15 protein-coding genes and 1 riboswitch are annotated in these 15,671 nt (G+C 64.9%); of the genes, 7 read left to right on the top strand and 8 right to left on the bottom strand.

Annotation, left to right across the window (positions count from 1 at the left end):
• Window positions 1-2: 2 nt before the first annotated feature.
• Window positions 3-1,019, bottom strand: a complete 1,017-nt coding sequence (locus tag DAAJ005_RS14820; RefSeq protein ID WP_192930789.1) for an alpha/beta fold hydrolase — start codon at window positions 1,017-1,019, stop codon at window positions 3-5.
• Window positions 1,016-2,383 carry an O-acetylhomoserine aminocarboxypropyltransferase/cysteine synthase family protein gene (locus tag DAAJ005_RS14815; protein WP_151847781.1) on the bottom strand — a complete coding sequence of 456 codons (1,368 nt, stop codon included), beginning with the start codon at window positions 2,381-2,383 and terminating at the stop codon, window positions 1,016-1,018. The genes DAAJ005_RS14820 and DAAJ005_RS14815 overlap by 4 nt, the downstream gene beginning before the upstream one ends.
• 144 nt (window positions 2,384-2,527) lie before the next feature.
• A riboswitch (SAM riboswitch) is annotated at window positions 2,528-2,638 on the bottom strand.
• 336 nt (window positions 2,639-2,974) lie between these two features.
• Between DAAJ005_RS14815 and DAAJ005_RS14810 the strand changes: the two genes are divergently transcribed.
• From DAAJ005_RS14810 to DAAJ005_RS14800, 3 genes are all read left to right on the top strand, one after another.
• On the top strand, window positions 2,975-5,056 hold the full coding sequence (locus DAAJ005_RS14810) for a hypothetical protein (RefSeq protein WP_151847780.1): 2,082 nt from the start codon (window positions 2,975-2,977) through the stop codon (window positions 5,054-5,056).
• Between the two features lie 119 nt (window positions 5,057-5,175).
• Window positions 5,176-5,760: a hypothetical protein gene (locus tag DAAJ005_RS14805; RefSeq protein ID WP_151847779.1), complete on the top strand. Its 585-nt coding sequence runs from the start codon at window positions 5,176-5,178 to the stop codon at window positions 5,758-5,760.
• A gap of 82 nt (window positions 5,761-5,842) precedes the next feature.
• Window positions 5,843-7,405: a bifunctional UDP-sugar hydrolase/5'-nucleotidase gene (locus DAAJ005_RS14800; protein WP_151847778.1), complete on the top strand. Its 1,563-nt coding sequence runs from the start codon at window positions 5,843-5,845 to the stop codon at window positions 7,403-7,405.
• Window positions 7,406-7,508: 103 nt separating this feature from the next.
• Here the strand turns inward: DAAJ005_RS14800 and DAAJ005_RS14795 are convergent, their stop codons facing one another.
• Entirely contained in the window at window positions 7,509-8,408 is a 900-nt protein-coding gene (locus DAAJ005_RS14795) for a phytoene/squalene synthase family protein (RefSeq protein WP_151847777.1), read from the bottom strand.
• A 181-nt stretch (window positions 8,409-8,589) separates the two neighbouring features.
• Window positions 8,590-9,261 carry a class I SAM-dependent methyltransferase gene (locus DAAJ005_RS14790; protein WP_226342454.1) on the bottom strand — a complete coding sequence of 224 codons (672 nt, stop codon included), beginning with the start codon at window positions 9,259-9,261 and terminating at the stop codon, window positions 8,590-8,592.
• Between DAAJ005_RS14790 and DAAJ005_RS14785 the strand changes: the two genes are divergently transcribed.
• From DAAJ005_RS14785 to DAAJ005_RS14770, 4 genes are all read left to right on the top strand, one after another.
• A complete protein-coding gene (locus DAAJ005_RS14785) occupies window positions 9,262-10,311 on the top strand; it encodes a phage holin family protein (protein WP_226342453.1) in 1,050 nt (349 codons plus the stop codon).
• Window positions 10,311-11,078 carry a hypothetical protein gene (locus tag DAAJ005_RS14780; protein ID WP_151847776.1) on the top strand — a complete coding sequence of 256 codons (768 nt, stop codon included), beginning with the start codon at window positions 10,311-10,313 and terminating at the stop codon, window positions 11,076-11,078. Before DAAJ005_RS14785 ends, DAAJ005_RS14780 begins: the two co-directional genes overlap by 1 nt.
• Window positions 11,079-11,178: 100 nt before the next feature.
• Entirely contained in the window at window positions 11,179-11,562 is a 384-nt protein-coding gene (locus tag DAAJ005_RS14775) for a Fur family transcriptional regulator (protein WP_151847775.1), read from the top strand.
• Between the two features lie 119 nt (window positions 11,563-11,681).
• Window positions 11,682-12,683, top strand: coding sequence for a hypothetical protein (locus DAAJ005_RS14770; protein WP_151847774.1), 1,002 nt, complete (start codon window positions 11,682-11,684; stop codon window positions 12,681-12,683).
• On the opposite strand, the gene dusA is transcribed toward DAAJ005_RS14770, so the two are convergent.
• From dusA to rph, 4 genes are all read right to left on the bottom strand, one after another.
• Complete coding sequence (gene dusA / locus DAAJ005_RS14765; protein ID WP_151847773.1) at window positions 12,670-13,722, bottom strand: tRNA dihydrouridine(20/20a) synthase DusA; 1,053 nt, start codon at window positions 13,720-13,722, stop codon at window positions 12,670-12,672. The two genes, DAAJ005_RS14770 and dusA, sit on opposite strands and share 14 nt — an antisense overlap.
• 68 nt (window positions 13,723-13,790) lie before the next feature.
• The gene (locus DAAJ005_RS14760) at window positions 13,791-14,018 is read right to left on the bottom strand and encodes a hypothetical protein (protein WP_151847772.1); all 228 of its coding nucleotides are present in this window, start codon (window positions 14,016-14,018) and stop codon (window positions 13,791-13,793) included.
• Window positions 14,019-14,297: 279 nt separating this feature from the next.
• On the bottom strand, window positions 14,298-14,657 hold the full coding sequence (locus DAAJ005_RS14755; RefSeq protein ID WP_151847771.1) for a DoxX family protein: 360 nt from the start codon (window positions 14,655-14,657) through the stop codon (window positions 14,298-14,300).
• 271 nt (window positions 14,658-14,928) lie between these two features.
• Complete coding sequence (gene rph, locus DAAJ005_RS14750; RefSeq protein ID WP_151847770.1) at window positions 14,929-15,666, bottom strand: ribonuclease PH; 738 nt, start codon at window positions 15,664-15,666, stop codon at window positions 14,929-14,931.
• Between the last annotated feature and the right edge of the window lie 5 nt (window positions 15,667-15,671).

The following is a 15,671-nucleotide window of genomic DNA, read 5'->3' as shown; positions in this document are numbered from 1 at the left end:
CCTCAGCCCTCTACTGCCGCGCCCCGCAGAAATGCCCCCACCCGACCCGGCAACTCGCCGGCGTCCATCAGAAAGGCGTCGTGGCCGTGGATGCTGTCCAGTTCCCAGTAGGTGGCGTTCGGCAGCGCGGCGGCCCCGGCCTGGACCTCGGCAGCCGGATACAGCACGTCGCTGGAAATGCCGATGGCAAGGACGGGCGTGCGGATCGAGGCCAGTTCGGCGTCGTTCGGCTGAAACCCGTCCATCGCGCCGGTCAGGGTCACGTAACTGCGCTCGCAGAAGCGGGCCAGCAGTTTCTCACCCTGATATTCCAGATAAGAGGTGACGGCATGTACCCCTGGCCTGCGCTGCACGGTCTGCGTGGCGGCCAGACTCTGCGGGCTGCGGTAGGACAGCATGGCGATCTGGCGGGCCACCTTGAGGCCCTCGCCGCCGGGGGCCGCGCGGATGGCGGCGCGGGCGGCGCTGTTCAGGCCCACTGCCCACGGTGAATGGCGCACGGGCGCACCAATCACTACGGCCCGCGTCACCAGATCGGGGCATTCCAGCAGCCACGCGTAGGCCAGCAGCCCGCCCATGCTTGCGCCGATGATCTGCACGCGCCGCACGCCCAGATGCTCCAGCAGCGCCCGGCCCACGCGGGCCATGTCCCGCAGAGAGATGGGAAGGTCCCCCAGGGCTGCCGGGCCGTCCGTGCCCGCGCAGCCGCCCAGCACATTGGCGCAGACGATGTAGTCGCGCGTGGGGTCCAGGGGCCGCCCTGCACCCAGAAAGTCCGGCCACCACTCGTGTACGGCGCTGTCGCCGGTCAGGGCATGCAGCACCAGCGTGGCCTCATCGCGCGCCTCGCCGTAGGTGTGGTAGGCCACCCGCACGTCACTCAGGGGCCGCCCGCAGTCCAGCAACAGGGGAGAGGTACGGAACAGCGTGACCACCTTGACCTGAAAATCAGTGGGCGAACATCGCTCCGATTCGGCGGGCGGGGGCGGGGCAACGGCGGTGCGGGACAGGGCGGTCACACTCCCCCTGTGACCCCAAGCGCTGTGACTCCGGGAGTCTCAGTCTCTGAGGTGCCTTCCATCAGGGCGGCGGCCAGCGCCTGCGCGAAGTCCTCTTTGATGTCGTCTATGTGTTCGATGCCCAGCGACACGCGCACCAGCCCCGGCGTGACCCCTGCCGCCGTCTGTGCGTTCTCGTCCAACTGGCTGTGGGTGGTGCTGGCCGGATGGATCACCAGCGTGCGGGTGTCGCCCACGTTGGCCACATGCTGCGCGAGTTGCACGCTGCGGATGAACGCCTCGCCCGCCTCCCGCCCCCCGGCCAGCTCGAAGGTCAGCACACCGCCCGCGCCGCGCGGCAGGTAATGCTGGGCACGGTCAAAGTGCCTGTGGTTGCTCAGGCCGGGGTAGGTCACGCGGGTCACGTCGGGATGGCCCGCCAGCCACGTCGCCAGCGCCAGCGTGTTCTGCGCCTGCCGCTCGGCCCGCAGCGATAGGGTTTCCAGGCCCTGAATAAATTGCCACGCCTGCTGCGGGGCCAGCGTGGTCCCCAGATCGCGGAGGCCCTCGGTGCGGGCGCGCGTGATAAAGGCAACGTTGGACAGGCCCAGCGGATTACCCTCGCCGAAGGTGTCCCAGAACTTCAGGCCGTGGTAGCTGGGGCTGGGTTCGGTCATCAGCGGGTAGCGCCCGTTGCCCCAGTCGAAATTGCCGCCGTCCACGATGACCCCGCCGATGCCGTTGCCATGCCCGCCGATCCACTTGCTGGCCGATTCGACAATGATATTTGCGCCGTGCTTCAGCGGCTGGCAGAAGTACCCGCCCGCGCCAAAGGTGTTGTCCACGAACACGGCCACACCCTGCGCGTGGGCAACCTTGGCAATCGCCTCAAAATCGGGAATGTTCAGCGCCGGGTTGCCGATGGTCTCGAAGTACACCGCGCGGGTCCTGTCGTCAATCAGGGCGGCGAATTCGTCCGGGCGCTCGTCCTTGCCCGTAAAGCGCACCTCGATCCCCAGCCGCTTGAGGGTCACGCGAAACTGGTTAACTGTGCCACCGTACAGGTTGGGCGAGGACACGATGTTGTCCCCGGCCTGCGCCACGTTCAGGATCGCCACCAGTTGCGCGGCGTGCCCGCTGGAGACCGACAAGGCCCCCACGCCGCCCTCCAGCGCCGCGATTCGTTCCTCCAGCACGGCGTTGGTGGGGTTCATGATCCGGCTGTAGATGTTGCCGAAGGCGCGCAGGCCGAACAGGTCGGCGGCGTGCTGCGGGGATTCGAAGACGTAGCTGTTGGTGGGGTAGATCGGCACGGCCTGTGAACCCGTGGTGGGATCGGGTTTCTGTCCGGCGTGGACTTGCAGGGTTTCAAATTTGTGGGGCATGGGAGGGCCTCCGCTGTGGGCTGGGTGGGGGCCGCCTGCTGGGTCCACTGTGAACACAATGGCAGCGCCCCTCTCTCGAAGTAGAAGAGAAGGGGCGAATATCGTCATCCGCGTGACCTTCCCGCTTGGTCCCGCCCGGCGCGGCGCTCATCGTTGAGCCGCAAACCGGGGGGCTGGCCTTGGCACCGTGACGCAATGAAGTCCGGTTGCCGCGCCGTCTACGAGCCAGGTCTCTCGGGCGCTCTGAAGTGGGTGGTGCTGGGTGGTACAGACTCCACGCGGGAGCTAGGCAGAGGTTAGCGGGCGGGGTGGGGCCAGGTCAAGGCGGGGCGGGTAGACAGGCCGGACAGGGGGGACGGGGCGGACGCGCGCCACCACCCCAGAGTAAGGAGAGATTTTGAATCAAGAGAACTGATCAGTCGGAGAGCCGTCTTCTGTTTCAAGCCTGAAGGGGGTTACAATTCTGGTGTTCATCCCAACGCATCTCTGCCCGGTTCTGGCTTGCTCGCCTTTTTCCGGTCGGCCCCTGCGCTTCCCAGTAACGGCAGCGACACTGACGTGACGATGTGGGAACGCAGTTCAAGGAGTCGTATGAAGAAAAGAATGCTCGGCGCGCTGGCCCTCAGCCTTTCTCTGCTGTCCGCCTGCGGTGACGGAAACAGCCCTGCCCCCACCCCTCAGCCCAATCCGCAACCCACCCCCCAGCCTGTCCCGACGCCCATCGATTTCAGCAAGCTTAAGACGCTCAAGCCGGGGCAGCAGGACACCATCCGCACCAGATTGAAGGTCAATATCGTGTTCGTGGGTTACCGTCAGACCAGTCCTGGGCAGATCGCCACCGCGCGGCAGATCAACACCGGGGACTTCAAGGAAATTCTGCCCAAATCATACGAGGCGATTGCGCGCATTCCCAGCTCGTATGGGCGTGAAGAACCCACCGGCAACGCCTTCGATTATCAGTACAACTACGTGTTTGCCGACAAGGGCTTCGAGGATAGTTTCTTCGACTATCTGGGCAAGAACGGCAAGGCCGCGCCCGTCACGGTCTATCAGCAGCTCTACAACTGTCAGAACGATCTGGACCCGGACACTGGCAATCCCACCTGCAAGACTCCCTCTCCCAATATCAACCGGGTGGTGGACAGCAATTACGAGATCGACGCTAGAGGAACCGAGGACTGGCTGGCTGATCACGTATCGCAGGTGGGCGTCAAGCCCGGCGAATACACCATCTTCATGGTCAACTGGTATGACCGCCCCGATTTCAAGCTGCACAGCTACACCCGCGTGGACGCCGCCGACAGTGATACTGGCGCGCCATTCGGCACGAAGTCCAGTCGCCGCCTGATTGCCTGGGGCGGCAGCGTGCGCCCCAGCAAATCGGCGCAGCGCATATGGTTTTACGACCTGTCGGCCAACCCCGATCCATGGACCAACGGCTACGACGTGAGCAACCCGGACGTGGACGGCGACGGGGTGGCCGATTACCGCATGCCGCCCATCTGGGAGTACGGCACCCGCAAGGCCAGCCTGGGCTTTGGGCGCAAGGTCAGCCCGGATCTGGCGCTGGTGACGCGCTACGTGGCCCTCAATCTGCTGTTCACGCCCAGCCCGATCTACCGCGCCGCCCTGACGCCGCCGCAACTGCCCGAAGAAATTGCGCTGGATGTGCATGTCGAGCAGGGCACGGGTGCCGTGCTTCAGGGCAAGGTGTACAAGCCCGACTTGGCCCAGAGCCGCATCGCGCCGCTCCAGCCATTTACCAAGTTCACTACCACGGTCAAGGAAACGCCACTGAACGGCAGCCTGGCCGACGTATACAAGTGCTTCTTCGTCGATCCCAGCAAGCCTGCCGACATCTGCTCGCCGGAATATTACGACGCGACCGGGGAAAAACTCTTTCAGTACAGCGTGAAGGAGCTTCGTCAGGAGTACGCAGCCACCCCCGCCACTAAGTATCTGCTGCCTATCTATCTGTTCAATGACCAAGCCAACACCCAGCCGGGCCTGCTGGGCATTGCGTACGATGACAGCGAAACCGGCACCCAGAGCTTCGTCTACTCCTTTCTGACCCCGGACCTGAATAATGCGGGCTACGGCTTCACCGATACCAGCGTCCACGAGACCGGTCACCACCTCAGCCTGTCCCATCCACACGACGGTTACGACAGCGAGCAGAACATCTCCTATGGTCCCAGCGGCCCCTACCTGTTTGCCAACGTGGGTGATGAGAGCGCCACCGTCATGTCCTATAACGACTTGTCGCGCGATTTTGGGCAGTTTAACCTGGACAGCCAGTACCGCTACCTGAGCGCTGCGTACTTGAACAACACCAACGCCATCTTGGAACTCAGCCGACGCGCCTCGCAGGAAGGCAAGGTGGCGGTGGCCGCCACCAGCGCTGACGCGCTGTTCGCCCAGGCCCAGAGCAGTTACGACGCGATGGATTATCTGGCTGCTGCCAAGTCGGCCCACGAGGGTTACCGCACGGTGCTGGACGCCGCCAAGACGGCGGGCGTGGCGGTGCAGCCCTACAAGTGGTACGAGAACCTCAACGGCCTGTCCCTGAATAAGGGGAAGCCCGCCTATAGCCGCACGTTCCTGCCCCAGAAGGGAGCTGTGATCTTCCCAGAGGAGAACACTTTCCAGCGCAGCAAGCGTCTGGGCCGCTAAAGCCCGGAATGCTCAAAGCTCAAACAGTAAGAGGGCACGCCAGTTCGGGGTGCCCTCCTTTGCTGTGTTTCTCGCCCTGCGTTCAGGAGCGCGTCATCGGGGGCCGTTAGGCTGGAACCATGACCCGCCTGATCCTGCGCGCCACCCTGGCCCTCTTGTTGCTGGGCGGCGTGGGCGCTGCCGGGCCGTCGGTGGCCCGAATGCCCCTGCCAGCGCCACAGCGTGTGCCCGAAGGATTCAGTGTGAACCCAAAGGCCATTCAGGACGTGCTGCCCACCCTGGATCTGCTGATCACGGTCCAGTTGCTGCCGGGCCTGCTGGAGCGTGAGGAGATCACGCTGGACGCCGTGGCTAGCCAGGACCTGCGCGCCCTGCTGCGGCCTCTGCTGACCCGGAAGGCGTTGCCCCCCGCCGACGCCCGCAGACTGGAAACATCGCTGCACGCCATTCTCTCGCCGTCGCAGGAGCTGGCGCTGAAACAGGCCCGTGCCGCGCTGGAGGCCAGGACGCAGGCGTTCATGACCCGCGCCCGCTTCGCCACGCCGGATGGTCCCCTCAACCTGACCCTGACCCGGTACGGGCTGATGGTGCCGGGTGGGCAGGCCACGGTAAAGGCAGTGCTGGGGGCGAACGTCAGTCCCTATGCCCAGGCAGGTGTAAACGCTGAGCTGCTGGCACGGCTGCTGGACCTGCTGGAACCCTGATCTGGCAAAGGGAGCGCAGATGTCGTTCTGGCCCGCGCCACCTTGAGTACGATCTGGCAATCCGGGCTAACATAAAAGCTCTATGAAACTCACACGTTCCCTTCTGCTGAGCGTCGCCCTGCTGGGCACGGCGTCCGCCGCGCCGATCACCATCACCGTGCTGCACACCGACGATCTGCACGGGCACCTGGAACCCACCAAGATCGGCGAGGGCACGTACGGCGGCTACGCCCGCCAGACCACGCTGGTCAAGAAGTACGCCGCTGAGGACCCCAACCCCCTCGTGCTGTCCGGGGGCGACACCTTCCAGGGCACGCTGTTCTACAACGTCTACAAGGGGCTGGCCGACGTGCTGTTCATGAATTACCAGGGCTATCAGGCGATGGCCGTGGGCAACCACGAGTTCGACGACGGCCCGGCGGCGCTGGCCAAATTCGTGGACAAGGCCAACTTCCCCGTGCTGGCCACCAACATCGACGTCAGCGCCGAGCCGCTGCTCAAGGACCGTATCAAGCCCTACGCTATCCTGAACGTGGGCGGCGAGAAGGTCGGCGTCATTGGCGCGGTGACCCCTGATCTGCCGCTGATCAGCAGCCCTGGCGACAACGTCAAGATGCTGGACGTGATTCAGAGCATCCAGGCCAGCGCCGACGCCATCAAGGCACAGGGCATCAACAAGGTCTTCCTGGTCTCCCACTTGGGCTACACACTGGAGCAGCAAGTGGCGGCCAAGGTGTCGGGCCTGGACGTGATCGTCGGCGGGCACTCGCACACACTGCTGGGCACCTTCGACAACAAGGATTTCCCCGCCAGCGAGGGGCCGTACCCCACCGTGGTGAACAACCCCGACGGCAACAAGACCCTGCTGGTGGCCGCGTGGGAATGGGGCAAGGTGCTGGGCCGCCTTCAGGTCAAGTTCGACGATGCCGGGGCCGTGCAGTCCTGGGAGGGCAACCCCATCCCGGTGTCTGCCGACGTGCCCGAGGACGACACCGCCAAACGCATGGTCACCACCCTGACCGTGCCGATTGCCGCCCTGCGCCGTCAGGTGGTGGGCAACGCACCGGGGGGTCTCAACGGCAGCCGCGAACTGGTTCGCCAGCGTGAGAGCGGCATGGCCAACGTGCTGGCCGACGCCTCGCTGGCCGCTGGTCAGCAGGCTGGGGCAGAGCTGGCACTGGTCAACGGCGGCAACGTGCGCGCCAGCATCGACGCTGGCCCGATCACCTTCGATGAGGCCATCACCGTGCAGCCTTTCGGCAACACCCTGACCATCCTGGACCTGACCGGCGCGAAGATTCGGGATGCCCTGGAATACGGCGTCGCCACCTGGAGCGAGAACAAGGGCCAGTTCCTGCACGTCTCCAAGGGCATGAGCTACACCTTCGATCCCAGCAAGCCGGTGGGCAGCCGCGTGAGCGCCGTGACCCTGAACGGGCAGCCGCTGGATGAGACCAAAATCTATAAGGTCGCCATCAACAATTTCACGGCGGGCGGCGGCGACGGCTTTACCTCGTTCAAGGGTGCGCCGATCCTGGAAACCGGCAAGCTGGACATCGACATTCTGGTGGATTACCTGAAGGCCAACCCCAATCTGACCGCCGAGCCGGAAGGCCGCATCGTGGTTGTGAACGGGACGAAGTAAGGCTTGACCTGAGAGATCGACTCAAGGAAAACCCCCTCTGCCCGGTGTGGTGGAGGGGGTTTTTAGCGTGAAGTTGAGATTTCAGTGTGGCGTCGAGATTCTCTTACCCGCTCACCGCGCCGCGCAATTCCCACCAGGCGCGGGGCAGCATCAGCAGTTTGCGGGTGCCGCTGACATAGGCGCGGCGGTTGAAGTTGTCGTAGCCTGCACGTTCCAGATCGTCCAGAATGCCCTCGTAGGCGCGTGCAGCGGTGGCGACGGCCAAACGGGCGCTGCCGTGCAGGCAGGGAATTCCGGCGCGGCCCTCGGCGTACCAGTTGCGGGCCAGGGCGCACAGGTGGGCCATTAGGGCGCGGTATTCAGGGGTCACCACGCCGCGTTCCAGATCGGCGGGCGTGATGCCATACTCGCTCAGCAGGGTCTGCGGCAAGTAGATCCGCCCGCGCGTCAGGTCCTCGCCCACGTCGCGCAGGATGTTGGTCAGTTGCATGGCCTGCCCCAGCATCAGGGCGTGTTGCAGGGTTTTCTCGCCGCCGCTGAAGCCGCTGACCGGGGCGATCATGAAGCCGATGACCCCGGCCACCCGGCGGCAGTACAGCGTCAGATCGTCCATATCGCGGTAGACGTGACCCCCCAGGTCCATCCGCAGGCCATCGTGCAGTTCGGCGAAGGCCGACAGAGGAATCGGGTAGGTGCGGGCGGCCCAGGCCAGCGCCGTGTCTACCGGATCGGGTCCGGGCCGCCCGGCGAAGGCACTCTGAATCCGGTTCCACCACACGTCCAGCTCGGCGCTCACGCTGTCGGCTGTGGACTCGTCGGCAATGTCGTCCCCGGTGCGGCAGGCCGCGTAGACCGCCCAGACCGCCTGCCGCTGCCGCAACGGAAACAGGCGTGACCCCAGAAAAAAGGTCTTGCTGTGGTCGCGCGTCACGTCCCGGCAATAGGCCACCGCCTGCGCCGGGGCAGCGGGGTTGTGGGAGGAGGGCAGGGACGTCTTGATCATGGGCACAATTCCTTGTCGCAGAGTCTAGGGGGTCTGGCAGGGGCAAACCTCCCACATTCTTACAGACTCCTGACAGATGGGCACGCGTGCGGGCGTAGAAGGCGAGATCAATCCTTTACACAGCGCTCTTTACACAGCGTCCTGCTCCGACTGATTTCTGAGGTCTGACTGCTGCTGGTCTCTACTGCTGCTGGTTTTTGACATAGCGCCCGAACCTGACGGCGCCGATGCCCAGGCCGTCGGTCAGGTGCATTCCGGGCAATTGCCGCCCCACCCAGGCCGGATCGGGAAAGTTCAGGCCGCCCAGCGCGGGTCTGGAGAGCAGGCTTTGCAGCGGGCCGCCCGTACGCGGCAGGTACATCAGCCACAACTGGCCGCCGGGACGCAGCACGCGCGCCAGCTCCCGCAGAAAACGGGCCGGGTCATGTGTTTCGTTCAGGGTCGCGCCCACGGTCACGCCGTCAAAACTCTCGTCTAGCAGGCCGCTGTCCTCCAGATTCAGCAGTGCCCAGTCGATGTTGCCACTCGTTTCGCGGCGCTGGCCCTCGCGCAGCATGGGGGCGCTCAGATCGGCGGCCAGCACCCGGCAGCCTGCCGCCGCCAGCACGCCCGCGTAAAAGCCCGCGCTGGTCCCGGCGTCCAGCCAGTCCTGCCCCGGTTGCGGGCTGCACAGGGAACGGAACAGCCGGGCCTCCCGCTCCAGACCGAAGGGTGCGCCGCTCAGCAGGCCCAGCGATTGTGCGCGCCACAGCATGTAACCGCGTGCGGTCAACTCCAGCTTGTTGCTGTGTTGAGCCAGACTCAGGCCCGGCGGGGCCGCGTGGGGGTTCAGGTTTCCTTGCATCTGGGGCATTTGCGACACATTAACTATTATGCTGGGCATTATCTGGCCTGTCTGTTCACGCTGTTCTGGGCGTGGGGCCGCTCCCCGGAGGGAATGATGGAAGAACGCAAGAGTATGGGAGGGGCCATTGTCGATGTGTTCGATGCGGGCGTGACCCTCGTCAAATCCGAGATCAATGCGCTGGTCAAAAAATTCAGCGAGATCGCCAAGGCCAAGGGTCTGGGCGTGGTGCTGCTGCTGGCCGCCACCGGGCCGCTGGTTCTGGCGCTGATCTTCATGATTTTGGCGGTCTTCTACGGCCTGATGCGGCTGGGCCTGGGTGCCTGGGCCGCCGCGCTGCTGATCGCCGTGTTCAGCTTCGTGGTCACGGGCGTGATGATCCTGCTGGGTATTCGCAAGCTGGGTGCGGAAGTGGAAACCGACGAACCCCGCGCCAAGAGCCTGGCCTCTATGACCGAGGACGAACGCCTGGAAGCGCAGTATCAGGCCGAACAGGCCGAGAAGGCTGCAAAGGAACGCCGCGCCGCCCAGGCCACTTCGGTTCAGCCAGTCCCGGTGCAGGCCACTGCAGTGCAGTCCAGCCCGGTGCAGGCCACAGGCAGCGCTGGCCTGGGCGCGTCTGTGCAGCACACTGCCGGGAATCAGCAGGCACGGGTGGGCGCACCCGACCTGGCCAAAGACCAGGATTCGCGCCAGCCTGCCAGCCGGACCTCGGTTGAAGTGCCCCGCGATCCCGGTCAGTACGCCGCCGGCGAGAACCGCTACGTGGGGGGGAACGGTCAGCAGGCCACCGTGCGCGTGGAGGGCGGCACCTCCACCGTACCAATCTATGAAAGCGAGCCGGACGGTTCCGCAAAAATGTACGGCGGCTCCCTGAACGAGAAGCTGGACAAGGGCGAGGTGCCCAGCGCCAGCCACGCCGAGACTGGTGCGCACAGCGGTAAGAAGCACGATCCCCGCTTGCAGGAACCCGTCGTTCTGAGTGACGCCCCCGGCATCCCGGTCAGCACCGATCCCACCTACAAAGACGACATCAAAAAGGGCGGAGGTGATTACTGATGGCCGAGTTCAATTCCACCGCTGGTCTGACGGAGCGCGAGGCCGCCCGTGAACGCCTGAAAGCCAGTCTGGACGTGCTGGCCGAGCGCGCCAACCTTCAGGTGCAGATGCAAAAAGAGCCGGTCAAGATGCTGGGCGGCGCTTCTGCCGTGGGCGCGGTTCTGGGCCTGCTGATCGGCACGCAGTTCAAGCGCACCAGGAAGATTTACGTGAACGCCGAAAGTCCCGTCAAGTACCAGAAAGAACTGATCAAGGCGCAGAAATCCCAGAAGGGAGGCGGCGGCTTGGGCGGCGCATTGCTGGCCACCCTGGGCACGCTGGCGGTCAAGACCCTGTCGGACCGCGTACTGACCCCCAAATTGGAAGAAATCGCCAACAACATGCTGGAAAAGTCTGGCGGAGATTCCAAACCGGGTGCGCCCAAGCCCAAACCAATGGACCGCTCAGCAGCCTCCGCTGGACCGTCGCTGAGCAAGAGTGATGCTCCGGTTACATCGGCTGGCAGTGGCTCCACACCGATGGGAACCGCGTCTACCACTTCTGCAACCACCAGTCCCAGCGCCACCGCCTCTTTCCTGAAACCCAGTGCCCCCACCGGGCAGGCCCAGAGTTTTAACGATCAGGCCAGTGCCGAGGGTAGCGCGCCCCCCCTTGCCGCCAGCCATGATCACCCCGGAGTGGTGCCCATCCCCAAAAGCGTGGTGGAGGCCAAGGCCCAGGGCAGCGTCATCGCCCCCGACGAGAAGGGCAATCCCAACCTGCGCTGAGTTTCACCTGCAAACAGAAGTTTCCGCTTTGAAACAGCCCGCCGCGTAATGGTGGGCTGCTTTTTGATCTCTGTTGGCCCGGTCTGCTAGCCTCGGTGCCATGACCGCCACCCGCAGCACCCGCCAGCGCGACGTGATCGCCCAGGTCCTGGGCCGTGCATCGGGGCCGCTGGCTGTGCCCGAGATCCTGGGGCTGGCCCAGAGTGACCTGCCAGGCCTGGGCATCGCCACGGTGTACCGCACCCTGAAATTGCTGACCGAGCAGGGCCAGATCCATCCGGTCACGCTGGACGGCGAGACCCGCTATGAGGCGGCGGGCAAGGGCCACCACCATCATTTTTCCTGTACCCGCTGTGGGCGCGTGTTCACGCTGCACACCTGTCCTGTCGCGCTTCCCAGCGGTACGGTCTACCCCGGCGGCTTCGTGGTGGAGGCGCATGAGGTCACCCTGTACGGCCAGTGCCCGGAGTGCGCGGCGAACTGACCTGATCGCTAGAAAGAGACGAACTCCGAAGAGCCTGGACGAGCATTTCACTTCCTCTGCCCCCATTGGGTGGTCTCCTGGTCAGTAACTTCGGGTATAGTTTAAATGAAGGAGCCTTCATGCCCAGAGTCCTGTTGCCCGCCGCCCTCATGTTGACCGCCGTCCTCAGTGCCTGTGGTGGGGGTGATCTGACGCCCACCGCCGCCACCCTCGAACTCACAGGGGGGACGTCCCTGGCCGTTGGCGCATCAGCCCAGCTCAGCGCCGTGTTGCGCGATGTCAACGGTCAGGCCCTGCCCACGCAGGTAACCTATACCTCCAGCCAGCCCGGTGTCATTGGGGTGGACGCTCCGGGCAACCTGACGGTCAAGCGGCTGACCGCCACCGACAGTCCGGTAAAAATCACGGCCAGCGCGGGCGGTAAGACGGCCACGCTGGTGGTCTCCACCTACGGTCTGGAACTGGCGGTGGGCACCTACGTGTGGAATCTCCAGCCCTTCGGGGCCGCGCCGGGACGCTTCATCGCGGTGCGTTACCGCCCGGAAAGCGGCGAGACACAGGCCTCAACCTTCACGGTGACGGCCCCCGGCAATGAAAGCCTGAGCTGTGAGCTATCCCCGAAGAATATCAACAACTGGTGCTGGTGGGCGCTGCCTGACGCCACAAAATACCCGGCGGGAGAGTACCGCGCGGGCCTGATCCAGAACGGTCTGGTCTACGCGACCACGGCCACCCTGCCAAAACCCGGCGCGACACTCGGTTTCGTAGACGGGGGCGCGGCGACGATCAACCAGCGTGCGGTCACGTTCGGGGGCAAGCTGCCTGCCGACGCGAAGTGGCTCTATTCCTACGTGGCCAACAGCCGGGTCGAGACCTCGTCCCTGACCAGCCGCCAGACCGCCGTTCTCCGCGGTCAGGCGGAACAGCCCGGGGACCCGCTGGCCGTCTCGGTGTATTCCACGGCGCTGCCGACCACACTGAATGTGGGGAGTGCAGTGACCGCTGGCTCCTACGACACCTGGATCACGGCCATGTCCGGCGACCTCAGCAGTTTTGCCGATGTGTTGCCCGAGCAGTTCAACGTTTCGGCCACGTTCAGCGGGAAAGTTACCCTGAAATAGCGGCGGCAGGAGCTTCAGCCCCCTGCCGCCGTAGTAGGTTCGGTTGGGCATCCAGCACGCCGTCCGGCACGCCTGCCAGAGCTTCCTGCACCACTTCCAGGCCCGCGCCCGTCCTGTGTCCCCGCTCGCTGAGGGTGCGTTTCCAGTGCCGCGCCCCAGGCTGCCCCGCGAACAGCCCTAGCGTGTGCCTCATCATGCGGTTGAGGGGCTGCCCAGCCTGCAACTCGGCGGCCACGAAGGGCAGAAACGCCTCTATCGCCTCGCGGCGGGTGGGCGGCGTCAGCTCGTCTCCAAACACATCCTGATCTGCCGTCGCCAGCAGATACGGTGTCCCGTATGCGGCCCGTCCGATCATCGCGCCGTCGGCCCAGGCCAGAGCGTCCTGCGCGTCTTCCAGCGTCAGCAGGCCGCCGTTCAGCACGATGGTCAGGTCTGGGAAATCTGTCTTGAGTTGCCGCACCACGTCGTGGCGCAGTGGCGGCATCTCGCGGTTTTCTCTGGGCGACAGGCCCGATAGCCACGCCTTGCGCGCGTGGACGATGAAGGTCTCGCAGCCCGCCGCCGCCACCGTCCGAACAAATCCGCTCAGGTGTTCATAGCTGTCCAGATCGTCGATGCCAATGCGGTGCTTGACGGTCACAGGCAGATGCGTTGCGCCCCGCATGGCTTCCACGGCGCGGGCCACCACGTCCGGCGAGGCCATCAGGCATGCGCCAAAAGAGCCGCTGCTCACGCGGTCCGACGGGCAGCCGCAGTTCAGGTTGATCTCGTCGTAGCCGTACTCCGTGGCGATGCGGGCGCATTCGGCCAGCGCTGAGGCGTCGCTACCGCCCAGTTGCAGGGCCACCGGATGCTCGGCCTCCGCGAACGACAGATGCCGCTCGCGGTCCCCGTGCAGGATCGCGCCCGTGGTGATCATCTCGGTATACAGCAGTGTGCGGCGCGTCAGCGTGCGGTGAAAGGCGCGGCAGTGGCGGTCCGTCCAGTCCATCATCGGGGCGACGGAGAGTGTGTGGGGGGGCAGGGAAGAGGCGAGCATAGCAAGGGGCAGTGTAAAGGGAGGCGCAGGGGCCAAAAGTGCCACCGCGCCTCCCTCTGAATGTCGGTTTACAGTTCCCGTCCCGTTCCCGTATCTGCGTCGAATGTCGTGCCCGAATCGTCGGTGTCTTTCGGATGGTCCGGCACCGCTTTTGGGGATGGGCGTTCGCGGCCAATTGGCGTATCGGTCATGCCCGTCTTGGACTCGTCGTAATAGCCGCTACGGTCACTCATGCCGTTGCCTAGATCGTCGGGCAGACCGCCCCGCTGGTCATCTTCGTTCGGATTCCTAGTCATACAGCAGTGTAGGCACGGGGAGGCGCGGCGTGGAAAGGCAGACCTTTACGCACACTTGCGGCAAGGCCCGCCCGACTGGCGCGCTCATACGAATTCCGTCTGTTCCATGCGGAAATCGGGACAGCGCCGATTGCTGCACTCCACGCCCGGAACCTGTTTTTCTCCCACCCACTGTCTTGTCCAGAGCAACGCCCATGACTGGTACAGCTCGCAGAGAGGACGCTTGGACGCCCGTTCGGATTTGCAGGTGTCTCCAACACCTTTCAATCGGAGTCCGTATCAGTCCTGCCCGGTCACATAGATCAGCGCGCCGAACAGCGCCAGATTCTTCAGGAACTGCGTCTGCTGCTGCTCGCGCTCCTTGCCGTTCTTGTCCCAGAACGGGTGGCCGATGACAGTGGTGGGAACCATGCTGGTGGCCAGCGCAGTACCGGCCAGACGCGGCAGCAGCCCCAGCGCCAGCAGCGCGCCCGCGCCTACCATGACGCCGCTGTTGATCTGGACGGCCAGTTCGGGCTGCGGGATTTCTGCACCCCGCGCGGCACGCACGATGGGTTCGGGGTTTTGCAGATGGTCCAGACCGTTCTTGATAAAGATGCTGGCAAGCAGCGCCCGCCCGATAAATTTCGCTACGCTCATTGGTGATCCTCCTTGGGAATGCTCAGGAGTTTAGCGCAGGGGATGGGGCAGAGGCGGGGGCGACGTTCAGTCAAGGTTTGGGGTTGGTTTTTTCCGTGTTTTGATGTGAATGGCGGTTTCCACGGCTTAACCCCTTTGCCCCCTGCGGAGCATCTCCCCTTAAAAGGGAGACAGGGGGGGTATTGCGTGGCACGGTCAATTGCGCTCTTTTAAGGAGGGCTGGCAGCGAAGCAGACTGGCTGGCACAGCTCCACAGGAGAGGTGTTTTCTTCTAAGTCAACTGCCGCCCCAGTTCGCGCAGCACGCCCTGGACGGCCTCTGTTCCGGCGTTCAGCAGGGCTATATATTCGGGCACGGTCAGCGGGCCGTCTTCCGCGCCGCCCTGGGCCTCGATGATCAGTCCGGCGTCGGTGGCGACGATGTTGAGGTCTGCCCGAGCGGTGCTGTCCTCGGCGTAATCGAGATCCACGCGCAGTTCCGCCCCCACGTAGCCCACGCTGATCGCGCCGACGCTGTGCAGCAGGGGCCACTCGCTGAGGGTGCCGCCTTTGACCAGTCGGTCACAGAAGTCGTGCAACGCTGCGTGCGCCGCCAGGATGCTCGCCACGCGCGTGCCGCCGTCCGCCACTAGCACGTCGCAGTCCACGTAGATGGTCTGGTTTTTAAAGGGGCGCAGGTCCATGCTGGCGCGCAGGGCACGGCCCAGCAGACGCTGGATCTCGTGCCGCCGCCCGTTTTGCAGGCCACGCTCGCGCGGCGTCCGGTCATGTGTGGCGCGCGGCAGCATGGCGTACTCGGCGGTCAGCCAGCCCTCCTTCTTGCCGCGCATGTGCGGGGCGGGCTTGTCCTCCAGCGTCACGGTGGCCAGAATCTCGGTGCGCCCCAGCGTCAGGTGCGCGCTGCCCGGCGCGTAGGGGTTGACGCCGCGCCGCACGGTCAGGGGCCGGGGCTGGAGGAGGTCACGCCCCTCGCGGACGGGCAATTTGTGGGAACCGGAAGGAGACGACATGGCCC

Source organism: Deinococcus sp. AJ005 (assembly GCF_009017495.1).
Classification (GTDB): domain Bacteria; phylum Deinococcota; class Deinococci; order Deinococcales; family Deinococcaceae; genus Deinococcus.
The sequence above is the reverse complement of the archived record's forward strand: the minus strand, read 5'-3'. Positions and strand labels throughout refer to the sequence as shown.